We start from the raw sequence: 25984 nt of genomic DNA, 5'->3' as shown, positions 1-25984 counted from the left end.
GCCGAAGGGCACGTAAACGCCCCTAAAACGCGCTTTTAGGGGCGTTTACGTGCCCTTCGAGCTTCCGCTTACGGCTTGGGGGCGCGGGGCTTGGGGGTCTTGCGCGGCTTCTTCTCCTTGGGCGGCATCCGGCCGACCTGCTCCAGGGCGACGCCGATCCACTCGCGGAGGCGGTCGGGGTCGTCGCGCCAGGCGTCGGGGAGCGACACGTAGCCGCCCATCGGGCGCTCGGCCGGCCCGTACGGCCCGGTTCCGTCGATCGCCTGCAGCTTCTCGCGCACGGCCTCGTCGGGCACGCGCACCCCGACGCTCTCGCCGAACAGCCCGGCGAACATGTTGCCGTTCACGAACGCGCCCAGGTTGGCGAACATCGGCTTGACCTCGACGCCGGGAGCGTCCGGCACCACCGAGCGGAACAGCTCCATCGTCTCCTGCGACGGTCGTGGGATCTGCATGGCTGGGCCCTTCGTCCGGCTGCGGGATGTGTACAACTGCACCTCTCCACATCCTCCCACTGGCCCGGGACAGTGCGCCCCTGCGCGCCGGTAGACTGGCATCCATCCCCCGCCACCGCCAGCAGCCTGGAGTGCCCGCGTGACCGACACCACCGTCCAGCATGTCGTCGACACCGTCGCGAACGCCGCCGCGACTCCGGAGAAGGAGCAGCCGTTCGCGGCGCTCGGCCTCAAGGAGGACGAGTACGCGCAGATCCGGGAGATCCTGGGCCGCCGCCCCACCTCCGGCGAGCTGGCGATGTACTCGGTGATGTGGTCGGAGCACTGCTCGTACAAGTCGTCCAAGATCTACCTGCGCCAGTTCGGCCAGAAGGTGACGCCGGCGATGAAGAAGAACCTCATGGTCGGCATGGGCGAGAACGCGGGCGTCGTGGACGTCGGCGAGGGCTGGGCGGTCACCTTCAAGGTGGAGTCGCACAACCACCCGTCGTACATCGAGCCGTTCCAGGGCGCGGCGACCGGCGTCGGCGGCATCGTGCGCGACATCATCTCGATGGGCGCGCGCCCGGTCGCGGTCATGGACCAGCTCCGCTTCGGCCGCATCGACGACCCGGACACCGCACGCGTGGTCCACGGCGTCGTCTCAGGCATCTCGTTCTACGGCAACTGCCTCGGCCTGCCGAACATCGGCGGCGAGACCTACTTCGACTCCGTGTACCAGGGCAACCCGCTGGTCAACGCGCTCTCGGTCGGCGTGCTGCGCCACGAGGACCTCCACCTCGCCAACGCGTCCGGCGCGGGCAACAAGGTCGTCCTGTTCGGCGCCCGCACCGGCGGCGACGGCATCGGCGGCGCGAGCATCCTGGCCTCCGACACGTTCTCCGAGGGCGGCCCGACCAAGCGCCCGGCGGTGCAGGTCGGCGACCCGTTCGCCGAGAAGGTGCTCATCGAGTGCTGCCTGGAGCTGTTCCGCGACAAGCTCGTGGAGGGCATCCAGGACCTCGGCGCCGCGGGCATCTCGTGCGCGACCAGCGAGCTCGCCTCCAACGGCGACGGCGGCATGTTCGTCGAGCTCGACAAGGTCCTGCTGCGCGATCCCACGCTCACGGCGGAGGAGATCCTCATGTCCGAGAGCCAGGAGCGCATGATGGCGGTCGTCAAGCCCGAGCTGCTCGACGCCTTCCTCGCCGTGACCGCCAAGTGGGATGTCGAGACCAGCGTGCTGGGCGAGGTCACCGAGACCGGCCGCCTCGTCATCAACTGGAAGGGCGAGGAGATCGTCAACGTCGACCCGCGCACGGTCGCGGTCGACGGACCGGTGTACGAGCGCCCGGTCGCCTACCCGACCTGGATCGACGCCCTCCAGGCCGACACCGCCGCCGTCCTGGCGCGCCCGGCCACCGGCGACGAGCTGCGCGAGCAGGTGCTCGCCCTCCTCGGCAGCGCCAACCTGGCCGACAAGAGCTGGATCACCGACCAGTACGACTACTTCGTGGGCGGCAACACCGCCCTCTCCTTCCCGGACGACTCCGGCATGGTCCGCGTCGACGAGGAGAGCGGCCTCGGCTTCGCCATCGCGACCGACGCCAACGGCCGGTACTGCCAGCTCGACCCCAAGCAGGGCGCCAAGCTGGCGCTCGCGGAGGCTTACCGCAACGTGGCGGCCTCCGGGGCCGTGCCCGCCGCGGTCACCGACTGCCTCAACTTCGGCAGCCCGGAGAACCCCGAGGTGATGTGGCAGTTCTCGCAGGCGGTGGAGGGCCTCTCGGACGCCTGCCTGGAGCTGGAGATCCCGGTCACCGGCGGCAACGTGTCGTTCTACAACCAGACCGGCGACACCCCCATCTTCCCGACCCCGGTCGTCGGCGTGCTCGGCGTGATCGACGACGTCGCCCGCCGCATCCCGGCCGGCTGGCAGGACGAGGGCGAGAACATCTACCTGCTCGGCATCACGCGCGAGGAGCTCGACGGCTCCGCGTGGGCCGGCACGATCCACGGCCACCTCGGCGGCCTCCCGCCCGCGGTCGACCTCGCGGCGGAGCGCACCCTGGCCGAGACGCTGCACGCGGCCTCGGTCGAGGGTCTCGTCTCGGCGGCGCACGACCTCGCGGACGGCGGCCTCGCGCAGGCACTGGCCGAGAGCGTGATGCGCTTCGGCGTCGGCGCGCGCGTCTGGCTCGGCGAGCTGCAGGAGCGCGACGGCGTGGACGCCGCGACCGCGCTGTTCAGCGAGTCCACCGCCCGCGTCATCGTCTCGGTGCCGCGCGAGGACGACGTGAAGTTCCGCGGGCTCTGCGAGGGACGCGGCGTGCCGCTGCTCCGCATCGGCGTCACCGACGCCGAGGTCGGCGCCCAGCCGGTGCTCGAGGTGCAGGACCTCTTCACCGTGGGCCTGGAGGAGCTGCGCGGCGTGCACCGCTCCACGCTCCCCGAGCACTTCGGCCCCACGGTCGCGTAGCCACGATCCAACTGACAGAACACGCCGCCTCGGCTTGGCCCGAGGCGGCGTGTTCTGTCAGTTCGTTCGTCAGTCGGCGACGAGGGCGGCCTGGCGGCGGGTGAAGAGGCGCACGCGCTGCTGCGTCAGCAGGATGCCGCAGAGCACGACCGCGGCACCGACCGGCTCATTCCAGCTCAGGTGCTCGCCGAGGACGAGGATGCCGAGCGCGACGCCGACCACCGGCGTCACGTAGGTCACACCGGAGGTCGCGGTCGGGCCCCAGGCGCGCAGCACGTTCATGTTCCAGATGTAGACGACGCCCGTGCCGAGCGCGCCCAGCGCCAGCAGGCTGAGCAGCACCGGCCAGCTGAACACGATCGGCGACAGCGCCACGACCGGCGTCAGCAGCAGCATGATCACGGCTGCGATGCCGATGTTGAGGAACGCGACGGACGTCGCCGGGATGTCCCGGTGGCTGATGAACCTCCGGATGTACCCGAAGCTGAAGCCGTAGCAGGTGACCGCGCCGAGGCACGCGAGTTGCCCCCACACGCTGCCGGACAGCGCCTCGATCGTCCACGGACCGACCACGACGACCACTCCGACGACGCCCACGAGCACGCCGAGCACCTGGTCCCTGTTGAGCTTCTCGACCCGGAACGCGGCGGTCGCGAGGATCGCGGTCGTGATCGGGGTGACGGCGTTGTAGATGCTGGCGAGGCTGGAGGACACGTACTGCTCCGCCCACGCGAACAGCAGGTACGGCACCACGCAGTAGGTGACCGCCACGACCGCGAAGTGCAGGTAGACGATCGGCTGCTTCGGGAGCCTGCTGCGCGTGACGAGCAGGATGATCCCGAGCGTCAGCGCCCCGAACACGAGCCGCGCCCACGCCACCTGCCCGAACGAGACGCCCTCCAGCGCCACCTTCATGAACAGGAAGCTGGCGCCCCAGACGAGACCCATCGCGACGAACTGCAGAGCGACCTTCACTCGTTGAGGCTACCGCCCGCCACCGACGCCGACTGGCGGAAAACGGACGCGGCGGCTCAGTCGCGCACCGGTCGCGCCGAGGCGTCGGGCAGCGGTCCGCCGGGGAAGACCGCGTTCGCGGCCGTCATGTACTGCTTCCAGACCCGGTGCCGGAGCTGGTCGGCCTGAATACCGCCGATCTTCGACCGCCGCAAGGACACGTCGCCGGTCACGTTGCCGACCCACACCGCGGTGGTCAGCCGGGTCGTGGACCCCACGAACCAGGTGTCCTTCTCGGAGTCCGTCGTGCCGGTCTTGCCGAACACCGGGACGCCGTCGTTCGGGTTCGACGCGGATCCCGTGCCGCCGCGCGTCACGCCCTGCAGCGCGGACGCCATGCTCGCCGCGATCTCCGGGGCCACGGCCTCCGTGCACGCGCTCGCCGGCACCGGGACCTCGGCGCCGTCCGGCCCGACGATCCGGTCGATCGCGATCGGTGCGCAGTACACGCCCTCGTCGGCGATCGCGGCGAACGCCGCCGCCATCCGCACCGGCGCGACCTCATTCGTGCCGAGGACGTCGGAGACATAGGAGGTCAGCGGCTTGCCGTCGGCGCGCTTCACGCCGAAGGCCTCCGCCGTCTTGCGGATCTCGCACTGGTCGAGCTTCTGCGCCATCGAGAAGTAGGCGCCGTTCACCGAGCCGGCGGTCGCCGCCCGCACCGAGATGTTCCCCGGGCGCGCGCCGCTGTCGTTCTTCGGGGAGTACGTGCCGGTGCCCGATCCCTGGCAGCTGTCCTTGAAGGAGGACAGGGTGAGCGCGCGCGGGTCGCCGTTGACGACGTCGTTCAGCGAGTGCCCGTTCTTCAGCCACTCCGCCAGGGTGAAGACCTTGTACGTGGAGCCGGCTTGGAAGCCGTTCGACCCTCCGTAGTCGGAGTCGGTGCTGTAGTTGACGGCGGTGTTCTCCGGCGAGGTCTCGTCCGGGTCGGCGTTGAACGCCTTGTTCTGCGCCATCGCGAGGATGCGGCCGGTGCCCGGCTCGACCGTGACCAGCGACGAGCCGAGGTCGAGGACGTCGGTCGCGCGCGGCACGTAGGCGTCGACGGCCGCGACGGCGGACGCCTGGAGGTCGAGGTCGAGGGTCGTGTAGATGTCGTAGCCGCCCCTGGTCAGCGCGCTGTAGTGGGAGTCGGTCGGGTCGGGGAGGACGTTCTCGTTCTCGATCACGCGCTGCACGTAGTCGCAGAAGAAGCCGGCGCCGAGCGCGTTCGCGGTGACGCAGCCGGTCGACGGCGGCGTGATGTTCGGCTCGATCGGCGTGGCCACCGCCTCGTCGTGCTGCGTCCGGGTGATCTTCTTCGCCTCCAGCATCGCGGCGAGGACGTCGTTGTCACGGCGGAACTTGTTGTCGCCGATGTTGTCCGGGTCGTCGATCCGGAAGTCGTTGGGTGCGTTCACGGTCGCCACGAGCGAGGCGGCCTGGGCGAGCGTGAGGTCGGCCGCGGTCACGCCGAAGTAGTACTCGGCAGCGGCCTCGATGCCGTAGACGGACCCGCCGAAGTGCGCGATGTTGAGGTAGCCGAGCATGATCTGGTCTTTGGGGAGCGCCTTCTCGAGCCCGATGGCGAGGCGCATCTCCCGGAGCTTCCTGTCCATGCTGGTCTTGGTGGCCTCCGTGTAGGCGGCCGTGCGCGCGTCCTTGTCGCGGATCGCCTCCGCGCGCTGCACCAGGACGTTCTTGACGTACTGCATCGTGATCGTCGACGCGCCCGAGTCCACCTTGCCGGACGACGCGTTTCCGATCGCCGCGCGCAGCGCCGACGGGATATCGACGCCGCCGTGCGTGTAGAAGCGCGGGTCCTCCGTGGAGGTGAGCGCGTCCTTGACGTACGGGGAGATGGCCTCCCACGCCACGTTCTTGCGGTTCTGCTCGTAGACCGACGCCAGGAGCACCGGCTCGCCTGCACGGTTCTTCGCATAGAAGTCCGACGTCTGCGCCAGCGCGTCGGGTGTCAGCGCCTCCGGCAGCGTCTCGAAGAGGTGGACGCCGCTCCCGGTCGCGACGCCCGCCACGGCCACCACCGGCGCCACCATCGCGCTGATCAGGACCCCCGACGTGACGCTCAGTGCGACGAAACCGGCTGCAGCCGCCACGCGACCGCGCGGCTGGTTCGAGTTGTGATTCTGTTCCCCCATAACGCCTCAGCCTGCCGTACCCGGCTGAGAGAAGCCTGATGTGTGATATACGCACCGCCTGACGTCGATGGTCCTGGCTCGCCGTCCGCCCGATGCGCCATGCTGGTGCCACCGGCCGGGAATACTTCCAGCTCGACGCCGTTATATGCGTTTGCATAGATACGGCGAGAACGAACCTGAGGAGCCAGCAATGCAGTACGGAATCTTCTCCGTCAGCGACATCACCCGCGACCCGGTCTCCGGCGAGACCCCGAGCGAGGCGGAGCGCATCGACGCGATCGTGAAGATCGCCACGCACGCGGAGGAGGTCGGGCTGGACGTCTTCGCGATCGGAGAGCACCACAACCCGCCGTTCTTCTCCTCGTCGCCCACCACCCTGCTCGCGCACATCGCCGCCCTCACCGAGCGGCTGATCGTGACGACCTCCACGACCCTCATCACCACGAACGACCCGGTGCGCCTCGCCGAGGAGTACGCGATGCTGCAGCACCTGTCGAAGGGCCGCATGGACCTGATGCTCGGCCGCGGCAACACTGGGCCGGTGTACCCGTGGTTCGGCCAGGACATCCGCCAGAGCCTCCCGCTCGCGCTCGAGAACTACAACCTGCTGCATCGGCTGTGGCACGAGGACGTCGTGGACTGGGAGGGCAAGTTCCGCACCCCCCTGCAGGGCTTCACCTCCACCCCGCGCCCGCTCGACGACGTGCCGCCCTTCGTCTGGCACGGCAGCATCCGCACCCCCGAGATCGCCGAGCAGGCCGCGTTCTACGGCAACGGCTTCTTCGCCAACAACATCTTCTGGCCGAAAGAGCACTACCAGCGCCTGATCGCCTTCTACCGCGAGCGCTTCGAGCACTACGGCCACGGAACCGCCAAGCAGGCGATCGTCGGCCTCGGCGGCCAGGCGTACATCGGCAAGACCTCCCAGCAGGCCAAGAGCGAGTTCCGCCCGTACTTCAACGAGGCCCCGGTCTACGGCAACGGCCCGACGATGGAGGAGTTCACCGAGGCGACCCCGCTGACGGTGGGCAGCCCGCAGGAGGTCATCGACAAGACGCTGACCTTCCGCGAGTGGGCGGGCGACTACCAGCGCCAGCTCTTCCTGATGGACCACGCCGGCCTGCCGCTGAAGACGGTGCTGAAGCAGCTCGACCTGCTCGGTGAGGAGGTCATCCCGGTGCTCCGCAAGGAGACCGAGGCCCGCAAGGACCCGTCGACGCCCGACGCCCCGACCCACGCGTCGCTCGTCGCGGCCAAGTACGGCGACGCCGCGCCGCGCCAGCCGCGCCCGAACGCCAACCGCGGCGACAACGTGACCGGCGCCTCGCCCTACCAGGACTCGGCCGACGAGTTCCAGGCGGACTACCCGGCACTCTGAGCGCCTGGCGCACCGACCCCGAGAGAAGGACACCATGACCAGCACCGACCAGCGCCCGTTCCGGGTGGTCGTCGTCAACGCGGGCGTCAGCGACCCGTCGTCCACCAAGATGCTCGCCGACCGCCTCGCCCTGAGGGTGGAGGCCGCCGCCCAGCGCGACGGCCACACGGTCGAGACGCAGAACCTCGACCTGCGGGAGCTGCTCCCCGAGTTGTCCGGCGCGCTCGCGTCCGGCCACCTCGGCCCGCGCTTCACCGCGGCCATCGAGGCGCTCGCGGCGGCGGACGGCATCATCGCGACAGCGCCGGTCTACAAGGCCGGCCCGAGCGGGCTGTTCAGCTCGTTCTTCCAGGTGCTCGACAACGACCTCCTGATCGCGAAGCCGGTCATCCTCGGCGCGACCGCCGGGACGGCCAGGCACGCGCTGGTCGTCGACGAGCAGATGCGCTCGATGTTCGCCTACCTGCGGACGATGACGGCGCCCACCTCGGTGTTCGCGTCGACGGAGGACTGGCAGGACAACTCCCTCGGCAAGCGCATCGACCGCGCGGCCCGCGAGCTGGTGGTCTTGATGGAGACCGGCGTGGAGGCGCGCATCAAGGACACCTCCTGGAACAGCTACCAGCACGAGTACGGCTCGGCCGGCGGGAACGAGCTGGGGATCGACCTGGGCTCGGATCTGATGCGGCTCGCAGCAGGCGGGACGCTCGGAGGCCCGGCCCGAAGCTGACACGGCGGTGGTCGCTCCTCCCCTCTAGGCTTGTGCCACCCACGACCGATGGGAGGGGCGCCGCCGTGACTGCCGTAGAGGGTCATCTCCGTTTCGATCACGACGCTCTCCGGAGCGCAGCCGACCTCTACCAGGCCGGCAAGGACGCCCGGTCGCGCGTGCCGCGCGGCGTCCACAGCGAGTACTCGCCCGCCACCGACCGCGACCCGGTCGGCATCCTCAAGCGGCAGCACGAGCACCGCGTCTCCGAGCTGATCCCCCTGCGGCTGGAGCGGATGACCGCCAACCCGTTCGCCTTCTACCGGGGATCGGCCGCCATCCAGGCGGCCGACCTCGCCGGCGCACCGCGGACCGGCGCCGACGTGACGATCTGCGGGGATGCGCATGTCGCCAACTTCGGGATCTATGCGTCACCGGAGCGCACTCTCGTCTTCGACCTCAACGACTTCGACGAGTCCGCCTACGGCCCATGGGAGTGGGACCTGAAGCGCTTCCTCACCAGCGTCGTGCTGGCGGCGCGCCAGCGCGGCTTCGACGAGTCGAAGGTCAGGGCCGTCACGCGGGAGGCCGCCGCCGCCTATCGCTCCGCCCTGCGGCAGATGACCGGGCTCGGCGTCCTGGAGCGCTACTACCTCCGCGCCGATGTCAGCAGGGGGCGGCGTGCCTCCTCATCGCAGCGGGTGATCGACCGCGCGGTCGAGGCGGCGGCCCGGCGCACCTCCGCACGGGTCGCGCGCAAGATCATGCGTCGTGCGGAGGACGGCGCGATGACGATCGTCGAGGACCCGCCCGTGCTCGCCCATGTCCCGGACGCCGCGGAGCAGAACGTGCTCGAGATCATCCGCGCCTACCTCGAAACGGTCCCCGCGGACATCGCCGTCCTGCTGTCGCAGTACGTCGCGACGGATGCGGCGCGCCGCGTCGTCGGCGTCGGGAGTGTGGGAACGCGCTGCTACATCATCGTCCTCACCGGGCCGGCCGGTGAGCCGCTGGTGCTCCAGGTGAAGGAGGCGACCGAGTCCGTCGCGGTCGAGTTCGGCGGCGCGACGGCCGGACGTGCCCCGGCGTTCGACGACCGCGCGCACCGCGACGAGCACGGTCATCGCGTCGTCGCCAACCAGAGGGTCCTTCAAGCGGTCAGCGACCCGTTCCTCGGGTACGTGAACACCGGCGGCCATGCGTACTACGTCAGGCAGTTCCGCGATCAGAACGTGTCCATCGAGACCGAGACGCTCGGCTTCCGGCCGTTCGCCGACTACATCGACGCGTGCAGCACCGTGCTCGCACGTGCCCACGCGCAGTCCCCCGCCGCATCGTTCATCGCCGGCTACCTCGGCAGCGGTGCGGCGTTCGACACGGCTGTGGTGGAGTGGGCCTTCGCGTACGCCGACCAGGCCCACGCGGACTACCTGACGGTGCGCCAGGCGGTCGAGGACGGCGAGTTCGCCGGGCCTACTGCCGCCGACCCCGTTCAGGCATAGACACCGGGGGCCGGTGGGGCAGAACCGCCGGGTATCCTGATCGGAGACGAAGGGGAGCCGCGTGGACGTGCTGGGCGTGCTGGAGTGGATCGGCGTCGTGGTGTGCCTGATCCTGGCGTTGACCGGGCTCATCCCGGTGATCGCGGCCGCGGCGACGTTCGTCGTCATCCCGTTCCATGCCTGGATCAACCACTACAAGAAGGCCGCGCCCTACCTGCCGCGCGTCGCCATCGTCGTCCCCGCCTGGAACGAGGGCGCCGTGATCGGCACCTCCATCGACCGGTTGATGAGCCTCGACTACCCCAAGGAGGCGCTGCGGATCTACGTGGTGGATGATGCGAGCACCGACGACACCCCCGTCGTCGTGCGCGCCCGCGCCGAGCAGTATCCGGGCAGCGTGTTCCTGCTGCGCCGGGACCAGGGCGGCCAGGGCAAGGCGCACACACTCAACCACGGCATCGAGCGCATCCTCGCCGAGGACTGGATGGAGGCGCTCCTCATCATGGACGCCGACGTCATCTACCTGCCCGACTCGCTGCGCCGGATGACCCGGCACCTGGCCGATCCCGAGGTCGGCGCGGTCTCGGCGTACATCCGCGAGGGCAGCCGCGACCGCAACTACCTCACCAAGTTCGTCAGCGTGGAGTACGTCCTCTCGCAGCCCGCCGCGCGGCGCGCGCAGAACGTGCTCGGCGCCCAGGCCTGCCTCGCCGGCGGTGCGCAGCTGCACACCCGTGAGAACCTGCTGGCCATCGGCGGCCGGGTGGACACCTCCACCCTCGCCGAGGACACGATCACGACCTTCGAGACGCAGCTCCACGGCAAGAAAGTCGTGTTCGAGCCGCACGCGCACGTCCTGGCCGAGGAGCCGCGCGCGGTCGACGCGCTCTGGAAGCAGCGGCTGCGCTGGGCGCGCGGCAACGTCTCGGTCACGGCGCGCTACACCAAGGTCTGGTTCCGCCCGTCGAAGCTCCACCACCTCGGCGCGTGGACGTTCGGCATCGTCTGGTTCAGCCTGTGGCTGCTCCCGCTGATCATGATCACCTCGGCGATCGGGCTCGCCGGGCTGCTCTTCCTGCAGAACGAGCTGGCCGCGAACGTGTTCCGCGTCCTCTGGATCTCGGCGGCGCTCGCCTACCTGTTCGTGCTCATCCTCGGCTCGCTCACGGACGCGAAGACGAGTCGCAAGGAGCTCGGCCACATCCTGCTGTTCCCCGGCATCATCAACATGGTCGTGATGATCACGGCACTGTTCCCGCCGATCACCCTGGTCTGGCTGCCCGGCCTGTTCGGGATCACGCTGAGCGCCGAGGCGCTGTTCATCCTGACGCTCGCCATCTACATCTGGATCCCGTTCTCGATGGTCGTCGCCTGGCTCGCGCGGCGGTCCGAGCGCACCCGCGCGGGGCGCTGGCTGGCGCCGACGCTCATCTACCTGGCGGGATACGGGTCGCTGCTCTGCGCGATCACGTTCGACTCCTACCTCAAGGAGCTGGCGGGAGCCGAGGCACGCTGGGACAAGACCGAGAAGGTCGGGCGGGTCGCGGCGAGCTGACCCCGCGCCCGGATCGACGCGCGGTCAGTCGACCAGCGTCAGCTTGACCGGAACGTTGCCGCGCGTCGCGTTGGAGTACGGGCAGACGTGGTGCGCCTTCTCCATCGTCTCCTCCGCCGTCTCCCGGCCGAGACGCGGGATGTAGACGTCCAGCTCGACGGTGAGGCCGTAGCCGCCCGCGCCGTTGTCACCGATGCCCACGCTCGCCGAGACGGCGGAGTCGGAGGTGTCCAGCTTGTGCGCGCGGCCCACCGCGTGGATGGCGCTCAGGAAGCACGCCGCGAAGCCTGCGGCGAAGAGCTGCTCGGGGTTGGTGCCCTCGCCCGAGCCGCCGAGCTCGCGCGGCGGGCGGGTGTCCAGGTCGAGCAGGTCGTCCTCGCTGCGGACGTGGCCGTCGCGACCGCCTCCGGAGGCGTGCGCGATGGCGGTGTAGGCGATGTCCATGAGCACAGCCCAGTCGACGGGACTGAGCGTCCGCTGAGAGCGCGCCCAGGATCCTGATGTACATGGATCCGGTAGCGTTGCGTGCGATGAGAGTGCACGGCCTGACGCAGACCACCGAGACCCGCGACCTGACCGCCGAGGCGGACGACGCCGAGACCGCACGCGCGCTCGTGAAGGAGCAGGTGCCGGACGGGTTCGAGCTGCTGCGGGTGCACAACGCGATGCCCCGCGGCGGTCGTGTGATCGCGACCGCGGTCATCCGGGAGTCGGCGACGAAGCGCATCGAGGCCGACGGGGCCGACTATCCGGCCGCCCGCGACGCGCTGCGCGCCAAGGTGCCGGAGGGGCAGCGACTGCTCTCCATCGTCGTCGACGACTGAGGCGCGAACGGTCCGCGCATCAGCGGACCGTGAACTCCTGACCCGACGCGGCCTCCAGCAGCGGCCACAGTCGTGCCCCGGCGCGCGGAGACCGTGACGACCGCGTCGCCCGCCCGCTCGCCGGCGCGCCCTTCGTGAGCCCGGCCGGCCCGAGATAGCCGTCGGCGGTCAGCGTCGGGTCGAGCACGGCCCGCACCGGGACCCACGCGCCGTGGTCCTTGCCCTGCGTCCACGCCGCCTGGAGGTTGTCGGCGAACCGCTTGGCACGGCTCGGCTGGTTGACCCCGTGGACGCCTGGCGTGCGTCCTGAGGTCGAGTAGCCGGGATGGACGACCAGGCTCGTCACCCCGCTGCCCGCGGCGCGGAGCCTGCGCTCCAGCTCGAAACCGAACACCTGCGCGGCGATCTTCGAGCCCGAGTACGCGCGCCAGGAGGTGTACGACCGTTCGAGCTGGAGGTCGTCCAGCCGGAGCGTCCCCAGCCGGCTCGCGAGCGACCCGAGCGAGACGATCCGCGCGCCCTCGCTGCGCTCCAGGGCCGGCAACGCGCGCGCGACGAGACGGAAGTGGCCGAGCACGTTGGTGGAGAGGACCAGCTCGTTGCCGTAGCGGTCGGTGCGGCGCTCGCGCGGCGGGTGCACCATCCCCGCGTTGAGCACGAGGGCGTCCACCCGCTCGCGTTCGAGCAGGGCGTCGGCGAGCGCGTCGACGGAGGCGCGGTCCGTCACGTCGAGCGGCGTCGCCTCGACCCTGGCTCCGCGGACCCGCCGGCGGATCGCCGCGACGGCGGCCTCCGCGCGCTCCTGGTCCCGGCAGGCGAGCACCACCCGGGCGCCGGCCCTGGCGAGCTGCTCACCCGTGAAGTAGCCCACGCCGGCGTTGCCGCCGGTGATGACGACAGTCCGGTCGTGGGCGTCGGGGAGCTCCGCGGGGTCCCAGGTCACCGCCCTAGCGGCCGTTCTCGGAGGCGATGCGCTCGTGGTGGTGGATGACCTCCGCCACGATGAAGTTGAGGAACTTCTCCGCGAACGCGGGATCGAGGTGGCTCTCCTCGGCGAGCACCCTGAGGCGCTGGATCTGCTCGCGCTCGCGGTCGGGGTCGGCGGGCGGGAGGCCGTGCTCGGCCTTCAGAGCGCCGACCTGCTGGGTGAACTTGAACCGCTCGGCGAGCATGTGGATGACGGCCGCGTCGATGTTGTCGATGCTCTGCCGGATGCTCCGCAGCCGCTCCAGCGCCTGCACGGTCGACTCGTTCTCAGCCATGCTCCGACCCTACCGGGCGGAGGGTTGCGCGGACGACGACGGTCCTATTCCCCCGTCGCACCGCCCCGATACGGTGGATGCATGACCCAGACGCACCTCACCGCACCCCTGGACGAGCGCTCGACGGCCGACCTGGCGGAGGCCGGCCTCCGGCTCGCCCTGGTCGACCCGGCGGACACCGCCGCTCTCGACGCGTGGATCGTGGCGGACATGCGCGGCTTCCACGGGCGCCGGCCGTCCGCGGAGGTCCTGGAGGAGGCGCGGACGAGCTTCGGCGGGCGGCGCACGACCGCCGTCTACGACGAGGGCGTGAGCACGCCGGTCGGCACGGTCAACTCGTGGGTCGCACCGCTCACCGTCCCGGGCGGCGGCAGCCTGGACTCCTGGGCGATCAGCTCAGTCACGGTCGCGCCGACGCACCGCCGCCGGGGCGTCGCGACCGCGCTGCTCGGGGCGGAGCTGCGGACGGCGCACGCGCTCGGCGTCCCCGCCGCGATCCTCACCGTCTCGGAGTCCACGATCTACGGCCGGTGGGGCTTCGGGCCTGCGACCTTCGTGACCGGCTGGAGCGTGGACGCCAAGCGGGTCCGCTGGACCGGCGCCCCGACCCCTGGCCGGCTTTCGTTCACCACGCCGGACGAGTACCGCGAGACCGGCCGCGCCGTCCTCGCCGCGGCCATGACCTCCCGCCACGGCGAGATCGGCCTCGAACCGTACCTGGCAGACCGCCTCCTCGGCCCGCTGAAGGGCGACGACGACGCGGCGCGGTACCTCCTGGTGCGCTACGACTCCCCGGACGGGCGGCCGGAGGGCTTCGTCAGCTACGTGGTGCGCGGGGGTGAGGAGGACTTCTCCCGTCACGTCGTGGAGGTGAACTACCTGGCGGCCGCGACCGACGCCGCGCTCACCGCCCTCTGGCGCTACCTCCTCGAACTGGACCTCGTCGCCGAGGTGAAGGCCTGGACGCGCGGCGTGGACGAGCCGGTGCAGCTGCTCGTGCAGGACATCCGCGGCGCCCGCATCACGAGCGTCCAGGACCACCTCTGGGTGCGCATCCTCGACGTCCCGGCGACGCTCACCGCCCGCCGCTACGAGAGCGACGGCGACCTCGTGCTGGAGGTGACCGATGGGCTCGGCTTCGCCGCCGGGCGCTACCGGCTGATCGTGGAGGACGGCGAGGCGCGCGTGGAGTCGACCGCCGAGGCCCCGGACGTCACCCTGCCGGTCGAGGCGCTCGGCAGCGTCTACCTCGGGCACGACCTGGCGCGCGGGCTGGCGCTGGCGGGACGCCTCCACGGGGATGCGGAGGCGCTCGACCGGCTGTTCCGGACGGCGGTTCCGCCCCGGCTCAGTACGTGGTTCTGAGGGGTGGAGGGCGGAATAGTGGGTCGGTTATTCCGGGTTGTGGGGTGAAAACCGGAATAAGGACTCGCTTATTCCGGGTTGTGGTGCTTGAATCGGAATAAGGGAGGCGCTATTCCGGATTGGGGGCCGCCATGAGCGATGCGAGCGATTGGGCTCCGCACGGTCTCGAGACCGTTCCGTGGCGAAGCAGGAGCGGACGCGGCTCGCGCGCAGACCGGACCCTCGCGTCCGTCGATGCGACCATCCCGCCGTTCATCGCCGACCGGGTGTACGCCGGTGACCCGTCCGTCCAGGTCGCGCAGGAGTCCGCCATCCGCGCCCTCGCCGCGCTCGACGCCGACACCGGCCCGGGAGCCGGCGCGATCTCCGCGTTCCTGATCCGCACCGAGTCGATCGCCTCCTCCAAGATCGAGCACATCGAGGCCACACCGGAGGACTTCGCCCGCGCGCTCGCCGGCGTGCGGGCGAACACGAGCGCCACCGCGATGGTCTCGGCGTCGCGCGCCATCACGCGGATGGTCACCGAAGCCGGAACCACGGGACGGATCACGCTCGAGTCGATGCTCGACGCACACCGGACACTGCTCGCCGACGATCCGAGCGAGGCGCACTACGCCGGCCGGGTCCGCGACATGCAGAACTGGATCGGCGGCAGCGACTTCTCGCCGATCGGCGCCGATCACGTCCCACCCATCCCTGAGCGCGTCCTCCCGCTTCTCCACGACCTCCTCGCCTTCGCCAACCGCGACGACATCCCCGTCATCGGGCAGGCCGCGATCGCCCACGCGCAGTTCGAGTCGATCCACCCGTTCACCGACGGAAACGGGCGCATCGGCCGCGCCCTGATCGGTGCGATCTATCGGCGCCGGGGGATGACGTCCATCACGACGCCGCCGATCGCCTCTGCTCTCGCCGCCGACCAGGACGGCTACTTCGACCTCCTGACCGAGTACCGCCGCGGGGTGGCGACGCCGATCGTCCGCGAGCTGGCCGACGCCACCAGGATCGCGGCGGAGGAGGCGCTGGAGTCCGTGCGCGTCATCCGCGCGCTCCCCGGCGAGTGGGCGGCAGCGCTCTCCCCCCGTCCAGGCAGCGCCCTGGCGGCGATCGTCGACGGCCTGCTCGACACCCCGGTGTTCGACGCCGAGTCGGTCGAGGCCCGGATCGGGCGTTCGACGTCCGCGACCTACGAGGCGCTCGAGCGGGTGGAGAACGCCGGGATCACGCTCCGCATCACGAACCGCCAGCGCAACCGCGTCTGGGCCGTCACCACCATCATCGACGAGCTCGGATCGCTCGACTGGCGGATCGCCGCGCGGGCACGCCGCCGAAGCGACCCGGAGCTCCAGGCGCTGCTCGGCGCCTGACCGAACGGCGCTCCTAGTCCACCAGGTCGTGCCGCACGACGATCTCGTCGCGGGCCGGGCCGACGCCGATCGCCGAGATGCGGGCGCCGGAGATGGCCTCCAGGGCGAGCACGTAGTCCTGCGCGTTCTTCGGGAGATCGTCGAACGTGCGGGCGCCGCTGATGTCCTCAGTCCACCCGGGGAACTCCTCGTAGATCGGCGTTGCGTGGTGGAAGTCGGTCTGCGAGGACGGGACCTCGTCGTGGCGCACGCCGTCGACGTCGTAGGCGACGCAGACCGGGATGCGCTCGATGCCGGTGAGGGTGTCGAGCTTGGTGAGGACGAAGTCCGTGACGCCGTTGATGCGGGCCGTGTAGCGCGCGACGGGCGCGTCGTACCAGCCGGTGCGGCGCGGCCGGCCGGTGGTGGTGCCGAACTCGAAGCCGCGCTCGCGGAGGAACTCGCCCCACTCGTCGAACAGCTCGGTCGGGAACGGGCCCGCGCCGACGCGCGTCGTGTACGCCTTCACGATGCCGATGACGCGGTCGATGCGGTTCGGGCCGATGCCCGAGCCGGTCGCGGCGCCGCCGGACGTCGAGCTGGAGGAGGTGACGAACGGGTAGGTGCCGTGGTCGACGTCCAGCATGGTGGCCTGGCCGCCCTCGAAGAGCACGTACTTGCCGTCCTCCAGCGCCTGGTGCAGCAGCAGGGAGGAGTCGACCACCATCGGGCGCAGGCGCTCGGCGTAGCTCAGCAGCTCCTCGACCACCTCGTCCACGCCGATGGCGCGGCGGTTGTAGACCTTCACCAGCAGGTGGTTCTTCTGGTCGAGGGCGCCCTCCACCTTCTGCCGCAGGATGTTCTCGTCGAAGAGGTCCTGGATGCGGATGCCGACCCGGTTGATCTTGTCGGCGTAGGTCGGCCCGATGCCGCGGCCGGTCGTGCCGATCTGGCGCTTGCCGAGGAAGCGCTCCGTCACCTTGTCGATGGTGCGGTGGTACTGCGTGATCACGTGCGCGTTGGAGCTGACCTTGAGGCGGGACACGTCGACTCCGCGCGCGATCAGCCCGTCGAGCTCCTGGAACAGCACCTCGAGGTCCACGACGACGCCGTTGGCGATGACGGGCGTGACGCCCTCGGTCAGGATGCCGGACGGCAGCAGGTGCAGCGCGTACTTCTCGTTGCCGACGACGACCGTGTGGCCGGCGTTGTTGCCGCCGTTGAACTTGACGACGTAGTCGATGCGGCTGCCGAGCAGGTCGGTGGCTTTGCCTTTGCCTTCGTCGCCCCACTGGGCGCCGATGATCACGATCGCGGGCACGTTTCGTCCTCTCGATTGTCGGGAGTGCGTCGGCGCCTCGCGGACGACCGTCGCACTCGATCCTATCGCGACGGGTTTCAGGGGCCGCCGAGGGGCACGTAAACGCCCTCAACCCCCCGGGTTTTTGGGGGGTGGGTGGCCCCCCGGCGGGGAGAGGCAGGGGGAGAGGGGGCGTTTGGGGGGGGGGTGGGGAGGGCTACAATTTCGCCCGGGTTTTCGGGGCCCGCGGTGGGCCACCAAACCCCCAAACACCCGGTGTTTTAGGGGCGTTTGCGTGCCCCTCGGCGGGATCTCGGCAGGAGAAGACGGGCATTGTCGGGGAGCTGAGGGAAGCTCTACATTGGCCCCGATGTCGTCGCTCCTGTACCTGCTGGGCCGCGCCGCCTTCCGGGCGCGCAGACGCGTGCTGGTCATCTGGCTCGCTGCGCTCGTGCTGCTGCTCGGAGGCGCGGCGCTCCTGAGCAACGGGACCGACAACACCTTCAGCATCCCCGGCACCGAGTCGCAGGAGGCGCAGGACGCGCTCGCCCGCACCTTCCCGCAGGTCAGCGGCACCTCCGCGCAGCTCGTCGCGGTCGCGCCGAAGGGGACGGACGTGCACGATCCGGCGTTCCAGTCCGCGGTGGAGTCGTCGGCGGCGGCGATCGCGAAGATCCCGCAGGTCACGTCCGCGGCCTCCCCGTACAGCGGGCCGTCGACGGGCAACATCGCCGCGGACGGGTCGGCCGTCATCGTGCCCGTCCAGCTCTCTGTCGCGCAGACCGCGGTGCTGCCGTCGACATCCGCGGCGATCCAGAAGGCGGGCAGCGACCTGGAGGCCGCGCTCCCGAAAGGGTCGCAGGTCGCGGTCGGCGGCCAGCTCTTCTCGCAGACGGTCGCCGGGATCAGCGTCACGGAGCTGCTCGGGATCGTCGTCGCCTTCGCGGTGCTGATCGCCACGTTCGCGTCGGTGATCGCGGCGAGCCTCCCGCTCATCACGGCGCTGCTCGGAGCCGGGCTCTCGCTGTCGCTGATCTTCGCGGCGACGCACTGGTTGACCATCGCCTCGACGACGCCGCTGCTGGCGCTCATGCTCGGACTGGCGGTCGGGATCGACTACGCGCTGTTCATCATCTCCCGGCACCAGGAGCAGCTCAAACACGGGATGACGCCGGAGGAGTCCGCCGCGCGCGCCGTCGCGACGGGCGGGTCGGCGGTGGTGTTCGCGGCGGTCACGGTGATCATCGCGCTGGTGGGGCTGAGCGTGGCGGGGATCCCGTTCCTCACGACGATGGGGGTGGCGGCGGCGCTCGCGGTGACGATCGCGGTGCTGATCTCGATGACGTTGACGCCGGCTCTGCTCGGGTTCGCGGGGATGCGGGTGGTGCCGAAGGGGTATCGAGTGGAGCCCGCGGCGAAAGGCGCGGCCGAGGAGGCGAGCGCGGAAGGCGATAGCGCCGAGGGGACGGGTGACGCGCTCGACGCCGACGCCGACGCCGACGCCGACGATGCACTCAGTGATGACGCACCACCGGATGAGGCGCCACCGCCACCGCCACCTCCACCACCACCGCCTCCCAAGCCCGTCACCCACCCCGTCGCCGGCTTCTGGGTGCGCCTGGTCACGCGCATCCCGATCCTGACCGTGGTGCTCGTCGTCGTCCTGCTCGGCCTGATCGCCCTCCCGGCGGCCACCCTGCGGCTCGCGCTCCCCGACGCCGGTTCGCTCGACGAGCACGAGCCCGCCCGGATCGCCTACGACCTGATCGGCGAGCACTTCGGCCCGGGCTACAACGGCCCGCTCATCGCCACCGGCTCCGTCATCGGCAGCACCGATCCGGTCGGGCTGATGAACGATCTGGGCGCGGAGCTGAAGACGGTTCCGGGGGTCGCGGCGGTCCCGCTCTCCACCCCGAACGAGCCCGGGGACACGGGCATCGCGCAGGTGGTCCCGACCGGCGCTCCCGATTCCGCAGCGACGCAGGAGCTCGTGGCGAAGCTCCGGTCGATGCACGACCACTTCCAGCGCGAGTACGGGATCGACCTCTCCATCACCGGATACACGGCCGCGGGGATCGACATCTCCGCCCGGCTCGGCGGGGCGCTGCTGCCGTTCGCCCTCCTCGTCGTCGGGCTGTCGCTCGTGCTGCTGGCGATCGTGTTCCGGTCGATCGTGGTGCCCGTGACGGCCGCGCTCGGTTACCTGCTCAGCATCGGCGCGGCCTTCGGCGTGACCAGCCTGGTGTTCATGAGCGGCTGGCTCGCGGGGCTGCTGGGGGTCGCGCACATCGGCTCGGTGATCAGCTTCATGCCGATCATCGTGATGGGCGTGCTGTTCGGGCTGGCGATGGACTACGAGGTGTTCCTGGCGAGCCGGATGCGGGAGGAGCACATCCTCGGCGCAGACACGAAGGACTCCGTGCACAAGGGCTTCCAGGGGTCGGCGAAGGTGGTCACAGCCGCGGCGGTCATCATGTTCGCGGTGTTCGCGGCGTTCATCCCCGGCGGTGACGCGCAGATCCAGCCGATCGCGCTCGGCCTCGCGGTCGGGGTCGCGGTGGACGCGTTCGTCGTGCGGATGACGCTCATCCCGGCCGTGCTGGTGCTGTTCGGGAGGGCGACCTGGTGGATGCCGCGCTCGTGGGACCGCGCGCTGCCGGTGCTCGACATCGAGGGCGAGGGCGTGCAAGCGGAGCTCGACGCGGCCGGGTGGCCCGAGCCGGGAACGGTCTACGCGCTGGCGGCGGACGGCGCCCGAGCCGGAGGGTCGGGTGCGCTCGACGCGCTGGTCCCGCCGGGCGGGGCGATCGTGGTCACCGGGCCGGGGCACACGGCACTCGCGCTGGCGATCGCGGGACGCGCGCCGCTGACGGCGGGACGGATGAAGGTGGACGGGCTGCTCCTGCCGGTGCGGCGGTCGTCGGTGCGGGCGCGGGCCGGGGTCGCGCGGCTGGACCGGGCGGCGGACCCGGTCGCGGCGGTGCGGGATGCGTCGGAGGGCCGGCCGGCGGTGGTCGTGGTGGATGGGGCGGAGACCGTGGTCGGGGAGGCGCGGCGCCGGCTCGCGGTGGAGTTGCAGCGGGTGGCGGACGCGGGGGCCGCGGTGGTGCTGGCGGCGACGGCGCCGGAGGGGGTCGCGGACGTGCTGCCCGTCGAGGCCCGCGGCGGCCATTCTCCCGATGCAGTCGCGCCAGACGACGAAGCGCCCTCCACACACCCCGACCCCGCCCATCCCCGCCACGCCCAGCCCAAGGCCGAGCCCCAGCCCCAGTCCCCCACCCCCGACGAGCGCGGCGACGACGCCACGCTCGACTCGCACCTTCCCTCCTGACGGGAGCGCACCATGACCGATCCATCCGCCGGCCGGGCGCCGTTCGGCGCGCGCGCCGGAACCGAGCGCACGCGCGTGATCACGCTGGTCGGGCTCGCCCTCGCGCCGTTACTGGTTGTAGCCGTGCTCGGCTGGGGGCTGTTCTCGCCCGTCCAGCACCTCGACCGGGTGACCGCAGCCGTGGTCAACGACGACACCCCGGTGACCCAGAACGGCAAGACCATCCCGCTCGGGCGGCAGTTCGCCGGGTCGCTCATCGCGGGAACCTCCACGGTCTCCGCCTCCGGGAGCACGAGCCCGACCGAGGCGCCGCCGTCCACCGACTCCACGAACTTCACCTGGGTGCTGACCAACGACAAGGACGCGGCCTCCGGGCTGGCGAGCGGTCAGTACGCGGCGGTGCTCACCATCCCGTCGTCGTTCTCGGCGGACGCGACCTCGATCGGGGGCGCCGCGGCGAGCGCGAAGCAGGCGAAGGTGACCGTGCAGACCAGTCCGGCGTCGGCGCTGGTCGACCCCGCCCTGTCCGCGGCGGTCACGCAGGCGGCGACGGCCGCGCTCGACCGGCAGCTCACCATCCAGTACCTCCAGAACGTGTACGCGGGCTTCAACACGATCGACCAGCAGATCGGGTCGGCGGCATCGGGTGCGGCCTCCCTCTCATCCGGTGCGGCCACGCTGGCGCAGGGCACGCAGTCGCTGGCGAGCGGGGCCGCCACCCTCGCGTCCGGCACCCAGTCGCTGGATGCGGGCGCCCAGTCGCTCTCAGCGGGGCTCGACACCCTGAGCGCCAAGACCCAGCCGCTGCCGGCGCAGACGCAGCAGCTCGCGGCAGGGTCCGCGGCGCTCGCGGGCGCGGCGGACCAGGCGTCGGCGGGTGTGGGCTCCGCGACGAACCAGTTCGCACAGGTGGTCGCGCAGCTCTGCGCGACGGGTCCGGCTGTCCTGTGCACGCGGGCGACGGCCGCCCTCGGCACGCTGCAGCAGGCGAACAGCGGGGTGTCGGCCTTCGCCCAGGGCTCGAACGCGGTCGCCTCCGGCAATGCGGCCCTGGCGGGTGCGATGCCCGCGGTCGTCGGCGGGATCGACGCCTCGGCGTCGGGCGCGTCGCAGGTCGCCTCCGGCGCCGCGCAGACGGCCTCCGGCGCGGCGTCGGTGAGCTCGGGCGCCGCGTCCGCCGCGACCGGCGCGAACCAGACGGCGCAGGGCGCGGCCCAGCTCGCCTCCGGCCTGGCGCAGGCGACCCAGTCCATCCCGACCTACAGCGACAGCGACATGACGACGCTGTCCGCAGTCGCCGCGCAGCCGGTGGTCGCGGTCCAGAAGGCTCCGCCGACGGGAGTCGGGACGCTGCCCCTCTATGCGGTCCTCGCGCTCTGGCTCGGCGGGATGGCGACCGCGCTCGGCCGGCGGGCCGTGCCGTCCCGGATGCTGCTCACGACGACACCCTCTGCGTGGATCGCACTGCGGTCGTCCGGGATCGTGGCGCTGATCGGGGCGGCGCAGGGCGTCGTGGTCGCGGGCGCCGTGCAGTTCGGGCTCGGACTGCGGCCGGACGTGTGGCTCGGTTTCGCGCTGGCGGCGGCCTTCGTCGGGGCGGTGTTCGGCGTGCTCAACCAGGCGCTGGCGGCGGCGTTCGGGGGTGTCGGCCGCCTGGTGGCCCTGGTCGTGGGGATCGTGGCGCTGACCGCGGGGCTGTCGTCTACCGTGCCGGCGGCGCTGACGTCGCTCGCGGCCTCCCTGCCGACCGCGCCGGCGCTCGCGATGCTGCGCGCGGCGGCGAACGGGGACGTGGGTGGGGCGTTCGGCGCGTCCGGGCCGCTGCTCGTCTACGCGGTCGGGGCACTCGCGCTGACGCTGGCGGCCGTCGCGGCGCGGCGCAGCGTGCGGGTGCCGAGGGTCGCGGGAGGGAGGGCGGTCGCGGCCTGATCGCTTAAGTTGCACACTAGTGTGCAAGAAGAGTACGATCGTCGTATGCCCACCACCTCTCCGCCCGACCCCGGCGCGCCCACCCGCGCGCCACGCCGCGACGCGGCCGCGAACCGGGAGGCCCTCCTGGTCGCCGCCGCGGCCGCCCTCAACGAGGACATCGACGCCTCCCTCGAGGCCATCGCCGCCCGTGCGGGGCTCAGCCGACGCGCGGTCTACGGCCACTTCGCCAACCGCGACGAGCTGCTGATCGACGTCTTCACGCGCGGCGCCGCCCGCCTGGCCGCGCTGCTCGACCCGGTGTCGCATCCCGACGCCCGGGTCGAGATCGCGCTGTTCGGCGCGACGCTCTGGGACGAGGTGGAGCACATCCGGGTCAGCGCCGCCCTCGCCGTGCGCGGGCCGCACCGGGAGCTGGTCGGCAGCGCGCTCGACCCGGCCCGCGAGCGGCTGCGCGAGACGGTAAGCCGCGGGATGGCGGACGGCACCATCCGCGCCGACTTGGACGGGGAGACGGTGACGCGGCTCATCGAGCACGCGGCCGTGTCCGTGCTGGACGAGGCGACGCGTGCGAAGCTCTCCGACCGCGACGGGCACCGGCTCGTCATCCTGGCCGCGCTGTCCGCCGCCGGGATGGGCTGGCGGGAGGCCGGAGAACTGCTGGCCGGGACGCCGGAGCTGGCGTTCGACGCCGTGCAGGGGACGGCGCAGACCACCACGGAGGGGACCACCCGATGAAGATCACCCTCGACTCCGTCGCCAAGGGCCCGCGCGACGCCGCCCTCCCCGCGACCTCCGTCACCTTCGAGACCGGCCGGGCCACGCTGTCCCGCGCCGAGACAGAGCAGCGGCCGACCGTGCTCGGACTGATCGCGTCCGGGCGGATGCGACCCGACTCCGGAACGGTCACGATCGACGGCCGCGCCGACTTCGGCGCCCTGCGCCGGCGCATCGCGCTGGTCGACGCCCCCGACGTCTGCGAGCCCGCCCCCGACGTGACCGCGGCCGGGATCGTCGCCGAGGAGCTGATGTTCGCCGGCCTCGCCTCCCACCCGCTCGCCGTGCGCCGCCGGCTGGCCGAGCTGGGCGCCGCCGAGTACGCGCGCTATGCGATCGGGACCGTCCCGCCGACCGTGCGCATCCGCCTCCTCACCGAGCTGGCGCTGCTGCGGACGGGCGTGGAGGGCGTCGTGATCGTCTCCCCCGACCGCCACGGCGGCGACCCCGTGGAGTGGTGGCGGTTCGCGCGCGAGCTCGCCGGGCGCGGCATCGCGGTGCTCGTCGTCGCGGGCGACGCCTCCGCCGCGGCCATCGCGGCGTCCGCGCTCGTGTCGCGGCAGTTCACCGGCGACGCCGCTGGCTACGCAGCCGCCGACGCCGAACCTCAGACCTTTGACGAAGACCCCGGCCGGGACGACACCGATGAACTCCCCGACCTGATCGAGACCGAGCCGTCCGTGGAGAACGCATGAAGATCCGCATCCCCCAGATGATCGCGGCGGAGTTCCGCCGCCTGACCGCCAGCCCGATGTCCATCGTCGCCCTCATCGCGCTGATGTGCGTCCCGGTGCTCTACGGCGGCCTCTACCTCTGGGCCAACCAGAACCCGTACGCGAACCTCGACCGCATCCCGGCGGCGATCGTCGTGGACGACACCGGCACGACCGTCGACGGCAAGACGGTGAACTACGGCAGCCAGGTCGCCGACCAGCTCATCGCGGACGGCTCGTTCCAGTGGCACCGGGTCGCCTCCGGCTCGGCGGCGACGGGAGTGGACGACTCGAAGTACGACTTCAGCATCACCTTCCCGTCCGACTTCTCTGCGGCGCTCGCCTCGGCCTCCGGCACCACGCCGCAGCGCGCGATCGTCACGCTGACGACCAACGACACCAACAGCTACCTCGCGTCGACGATCGGGACGCAGGCCGCCGAGAAGATCCGCACCTCCATCGTCAAGCAGGTGAACCAGGAGGCCGCCCAGCGGTTCCTGCTCGGCCTCGCCGATATCCGCTCCAGCCTGGTGACCGCGCAGGACGGTGCCGCCCAGCTCGTGGACGGCAGCGCGAGCGCTCAGAGCGGCGCCTCGCAGCTCGCCGACGGGACCGCCCAGCTCGCCGGGGGCTCGCAGACGCTCGCGAGCAAGCTCGGCGACCTCTCCTCCGGGGCGGCGCAGGTGCGCGACGGCGCGGCGCAGGTCAGCGCGGGCGCCGCGAAGGTCTCGGCGGGCAACGACCAGCTCGCGGCGAAGGCGACCCAAGCCGGCCAGGCCGCGGCGCAGCTCGCGGTCCAGGCGCCCGCCGCGGGGCAGCAACTCATCGCCCAGCTCCAGGCGTCGCACGTCGACCCGGCCGTGATCGCGCAAGTGGAGGCCGGCCTCAGCGGCATCGACCAGAAGGTCCAGGCCGGCAACACCCAGATCCAATCGGCCGTCGGCCAGGTGAACCAGCTCGCCGCGGGCTCCGACCAGGTCGCGGCGGGGGCGGCGCAGGTGTCGTCCGGGGCGTCGCAGGTGGCCGACGGGGCGTCCCAGGCGCAGGCCGGCGCCGCTCAGCTCGCGAGCGGCGCCTCCGCGGCGGCGACCGGCTCGGCGCAGCTCCGGGACGGGCTCACGACTCTGCACGACGGCACGACCCAGCTCCACGACGGACTCACGAAGGGCGTCGCGCAGATCCCGGACAACTCCCCCGCCCTGCAGAAGAAGCAGGCGACCACGATCGCCGACCCGGTGAACCTGAAGAACGACTCGGTCACCTCGGCCGGAACCTACGGCGCGGGCCTGGCGCCGTTCTTCGTCGCGCTCGCGGGCTGGATCGGCATCTACGCGCTGTTCCTGATCATCAAGCCGGTGTCCCGGCGGGCGATCACCGCCCTCCACTCGCCGGTGAAGATCACGCTCGCGGGCTGGCTCACGCCGGGCCTGCTCGGCGCGGTCCAGATGATCGGGCTGTTCGCGATCGTCTCGGGAGCGCTCGGCTTCGGCATCCACAACCCGCTCGGGATGTTCGGGATGATGGCGTTGGCGTCGGTGACGTTCGCGGCGATCATCCTCGCGCTCAACGTCTGGCTGGGCAGTGTCGGGCAGTTCCTCGGGCTCGTCCTCATGGTGCTGCAGCTCGTCACCGCGGGAGGCACGTTCCCGTGGCAGACACTGCCCGGGCCGCTCGCGGCGCTCCACCACGTGCTGCCGATGTCGTATGCCGTGGACGGCATACGCCAGCTCATGTACGGCGGCAACCCCGCGACGGCGTGGGCGGACGCGAGCGTGCTCGCGGTGTGGATGCTGGTCGCGCTGCTGGTGTCGGCGATCGGGGTGACGCGGATGACGCACTTCCGGACGCTGCGGGACCTGCGGCCGTCGCTGATCGGCTGAGGCGCGCCGCGGCGGGGCGCCTGCGCGAGGCGTCGGCGCCCGGCGCTA

At 71.5% G+C, this 25984-nt stretch carries 20 protein-coding genes; 13 read left to right on the top strand and 7 right to left on the bottom strand.

Features of this window, described 5'->3' with window-relative positions; translation table 11 throughout:
• Positions 1–68: 68 nt before the first annotated feature.
• Positions 69–455 carry a TfoX/Sxy family protein gene (locus ACFQ9V_RS04870; protein WP_382458037.1) on the bottom strand — a complete coding sequence of 129 codons (387 nt, stop codon included), beginning with the start codon at positions 453–455 and terminating at the stop codon, positions 69–71.
• 139 nt (positions 456–594) lie between these two features.
• Here ACFQ9V_RS04870 and purL point away from each other — a divergent pair, with 139 nt between their 5' ends.
• Positions 595–2913, top strand: coding sequence for a phosphoribosylformylglycinamidine synthase subunit PurL (gene purL, locus ACFQ9V_RS04865; protein ID WP_382458036.1), 2319 nt, complete (start codon positions 595–597; stop codon positions 2911–2913).
• Positions 2914–2982: 69 nt separating this feature from the next.
• Here the strand turns inward: purL and ACFQ9V_RS04860 are convergent, their stop codons facing one another.
• Positions 2983–3888 carry a DMT family transporter gene (locus tag ACFQ9V_RS04860; RefSeq protein WP_382458035.1) on the bottom strand — a complete coding sequence of 302 codons (906 nt, stop codon included), beginning with the start codon at positions 3886–3888 and terminating at the stop codon, positions 2983–2985.
• A 56-nt stretch (positions 3889–3944) separates the two neighbouring features.
• Positions 3945–6065 carry a transglycosylase domain-containing protein gene (locus ACFQ9V_RS04855; RefSeq protein ID WP_382458034.1) on the bottom strand — a complete coding sequence of 707 codons (2121 nt, stop codon included), beginning with the start codon at positions 6063–6065 and terminating at the stop codon, positions 3945–3947.
• A 190-nt stretch (positions 6066–6255) separates the two neighbouring features.
• On the opposite strand from ACFQ9V_RS04855, the gene ACFQ9V_RS04850 reads away from it, so the two are divergent.
• The 4 genes from ACFQ9V_RS04850 (at position 6256) to ACFQ9V_RS04835 (ending at position 11209) form a co-directional block, all read left to right on the top strand.
• A complete protein-coding gene (locus ACFQ9V_RS04850; RefSeq protein ID WP_382458033.1) occupies positions 6256–7443 on the top strand; it encodes an LLM class flavin-dependent oxidoreductase in 1188 nt (395 codons plus the stop codon).
• Positions 7444–7477: 34 nt separating this feature from the next.
• Entirely contained in the window at positions 7478–8173 is a 696-nt protein-coding gene (locus tag ACFQ9V_RS04845; protein WP_382458032.1) for a CE1759 family FMN reductase, read from the top strand.
• Positions 8174–8238: 65 nt separating this feature from the next.
• Positions 8239–9654 (top strand): DUF2252 domain-containing protein, encoded by a 1416-nt coding sequence (locus tag ACFQ9V_RS04840; RefSeq protein WP_382458031.1) that lies wholly within the window; start codon positions 8239–8241, stop codon positions 9652–9654.
• A gap of 76 nt (positions 9655–9730) precedes the next feature.
• Entirely contained in the window at positions 9731–11209 is a 1479-nt protein-coding gene (locus tag ACFQ9V_RS04835; protein ID WP_382458181.1) for a glycosyltransferase, read from the top strand.
• A gap of 24 nt (positions 11210–11233) precedes the next feature.
• Here the strand turns inward: ACFQ9V_RS04835 and ACFQ9V_RS04830 are convergent, their stop codons facing one another.
• Complete coding sequence (locus tag ACFQ9V_RS04830; RefSeq protein WP_382458030.1) at positions 11234–11653, bottom strand: organic hydroperoxide resistance protein; 420 nt, start codon at positions 11651–11653, stop codon at positions 11234–11236.
• Between the two features lie 86 nt (positions 11654–11739).
• Here ACFQ9V_RS04830 and ACFQ9V_RS04825 point away from each other — a divergent pair, with 86 nt between their 5' ends.
• On the top strand, positions 11740–12033 hold the full coding sequence (locus ACFQ9V_RS04825; RefSeq protein ID WP_382458029.1) for a hypothetical protein: 294 nt from the start codon (positions 11740–11742) through the stop codon (positions 12031–12033).
• Between the two features lie 19 nt (positions 12034–12052).
• Here the strand turns inward: ACFQ9V_RS04825 and ACFQ9V_RS04820 are convergent, their stop codons facing one another.
• Both ACFQ9V_RS04820 and ACFQ9V_RS04815 read right to left on the bottom strand, forming a co-directional pair.
• On the bottom strand, positions 12053–12976 hold the full coding sequence (locus tag ACFQ9V_RS04820) for an SDR family NAD(P)-dependent oxidoreductase (protein WP_382458028.1): 924 nt from the start codon (positions 12974–12976) through the stop codon (positions 12053–12055).
• Between the two features lie 4 nt (positions 12977–12980).
• Complete coding sequence (locus ACFQ9V_RS04815) at positions 12981–13295, bottom strand: chorismate mutase (protein WP_370055044.1); 315 nt, start codon at positions 13293–13295, stop codon at positions 12981–12983.
• Positions 13296–13376: 81 nt separating this feature from the next.
• Between ACFQ9V_RS04815 and ACFQ9V_RS04810 the strand changes: the two genes are divergently transcribed.
• Together ACFQ9V_RS04810 and ACFQ9V_RS04805 are read left to right on the top strand one after the other, a co-directional pair.
• Complete coding sequence (locus tag ACFQ9V_RS04810; RefSeq protein WP_382458027.1) at positions 13377–14660, top strand: GNAT family N-acetyltransferase; 1284 nt, start codon at positions 13377–13379, stop codon at positions 14658–14660.
• 131 nt (positions 14661–14791) lie between these two features.
• Positions 14792–16027, top strand: a complete 1236-nt coding sequence (locus tag ACFQ9V_RS04805) for a Fic family protein (RefSeq protein ID WP_382458026.1) — start codon at positions 14792–14794, stop codon at positions 16025–16027.
• A 13-nt stretch (positions 16028–16040) separates the two neighbouring features.
• On the opposite strand, the gene ACFQ9V_RS04800 is transcribed toward ACFQ9V_RS04805, so the two are convergent.
• Entirely contained in the window at positions 16041–17327 is a 1287-nt protein-coding gene (locus ACFQ9V_RS04800; RefSeq protein WP_382458025.1) for an adenylosuccinate synthase, read from the bottom strand.
• 349 nt (positions 17328–17676) lie between these two features.
• On the opposite strand from ACFQ9V_RS04800, the gene ACFQ9V_RS04795 reads away from it, so the two are divergent.
• From ACFQ9V_RS04795 to ACFQ9V_RS04775, 5 genes are read left to right on the top strand one after another with little or no spacing between them, the layout of a single operon-like run.
• A complete protein-coding gene (locus ACFQ9V_RS04795; protein WP_382458024.1) occupies positions 17677–20637 on the top strand; it encodes an MMPL family transporter in 2961 nt (986 codons plus the stop codon).
• A gap of 12 nt (positions 20638–20649) precedes the next feature.
• A complete protein-coding gene (locus ACFQ9V_RS04790) occupies positions 20650–22566 on the top strand; it encodes a YhgE/Pip domain-containing protein (protein ID WP_382458023.1) in 1917 nt (638 codons plus the stop codon).
• A 45-nt stretch (positions 22567–22611) separates the two neighbouring features.
• Positions 22612–23304 carry a TetR/AcrR family transcriptional regulator gene (locus ACFQ9V_RS04785; protein WP_382458022.1) on the top strand — a complete coding sequence of 231 codons (693 nt, stop codon included), beginning with the start codon at positions 22612–22614 and terminating at the stop codon, positions 23302–23304.
• On the top strand, positions 23301–24038 hold the full coding sequence (locus ACFQ9V_RS04780) for a hypothetical protein (protein WP_382458021.1): 738 nt from the start codon (positions 23301–23303) through the stop codon (positions 24036–24038). The genes ACFQ9V_RS04785 and ACFQ9V_RS04780 overlap by 4 nt, the downstream gene beginning before the upstream one ends.
• A gap of 2 nt (positions 24039–24040) precedes the next feature.
• Positions 24041–25936, top strand: a complete 1896-nt coding sequence (locus ACFQ9V_RS04775; RefSeq protein ID WP_382458180.1) for a YhgE/Pip family protein — start codon at positions 24041–24043, stop codon at positions 25934–25936.
• Positions 25937–25984: the final 48 nt, after the last annotated feature.

Origin of the sequence: Leifsonia sp. NPDC056665, assembly GCF_042791795.1 — a bacterium.
Lineage (GTDB): Bacteria > Actinomycetota > Actinomycetes > Actinomycetales > Microbacteriaceae > Leifsonia.
This window is presented reverse-complemented; position numbering and strand designations above follow the sequence as displayed.

Excerpts from the sequence above, each read along its gene's own strand:
- ACFQ9V_RS04850 (WP_382458033.1), top strand. The coding sequence starts at position 6,256 with ATGCAGTACGGAATCTTCTCCGTCAGCGACATCACCCGCGACCCGGTC.
- ACFQ9V_RS04810 (WP_382458027.1), top strand. The coding sequence starts at position 13,377 with ATGACCCAGACGCACCTCACCGCACCCCTGGACGAGCGCTCGACGGCC.
- ACFQ9V_RS04790 (WP_382458023.1), top strand. The coding sequence starts at position 20,650 with ATGACCGATCCATCCGCCGGCCGGGCGCCGTTCGGCGCGCGCGCCGGA.
- ACFQ9V_RS04795 (WP_382458024.1), top strand. The coding sequence starts at position 17,677 with ATGTCGTCGCTCCTGTACCTGCTGGGCCGCGCCGCCTTCCGGGCGCGC.
- ACFQ9V_RS04845 (WP_382458032.1), top strand. The coding sequence starts at position 7,478 with ATGACCAGCACCGACCAGCGCCCGTTCCGGGTGGTCGTCGTCAACGCG.
- ACFQ9V_RS04780 (WP_382458021.1), top strand. The coding sequence starts at position 23,301 with ATGAAGATCACCCTCGACTCCGTCGCCAAGGGCCCGCGCGACGCCGCC.
- ACFQ9V_RS04785 (WP_382458022.1), top strand. The coding sequence starts at position 22,612 with ATGCCCACCACCTCTCCGCCCGACCCCGGCGCGCCCACCCGCGCGCCA.
- ACFQ9V_RS04815 (WP_370055044.1), bottom strand. The coding sequence starts at position 13,295 with ATGGCTGAGAACGAGTCGACCGTGCAGGCGCTGGAGCGGCTGCGGAGC.
- ACFQ9V_RS04870 (WP_382458037.1), bottom strand. The coding sequence starts at position 455 with ATGCAGATCCCACGACCGTCGCAGGAGACGATGGAGCTGTTCCGCTCG.
- ACFQ9V_RS04855 (WP_382458034.1), bottom strand. The coding sequence starts at position 6,065 with ATGGGGGAACAGAATCACAACTCGAACCAGCCGCGCGGTCGCGTGGCG.
- ACFQ9V_RS04830 (WP_382458030.1), bottom strand. The coding sequence starts at position 11,653 with ATGGACATCGCCTACACCGCCATCGCGCACGCCTCCGGAGGCGGTCGC.
- ACFQ9V_RS04825 (WP_382458029.1), top strand. The coding sequence starts at position 11,740 with ATGAGAGTGCACGGCCTGACGCAGACCACCGAGACCCGCGACCTGACC.
- ACFQ9V_RS04805 (WP_382458026.1), top strand. The coding sequence starts at position 14,792 with ATGAGCGATGCGAGCGATTGGGCTCCGCACGGTCTCGAGACCGTTCCG.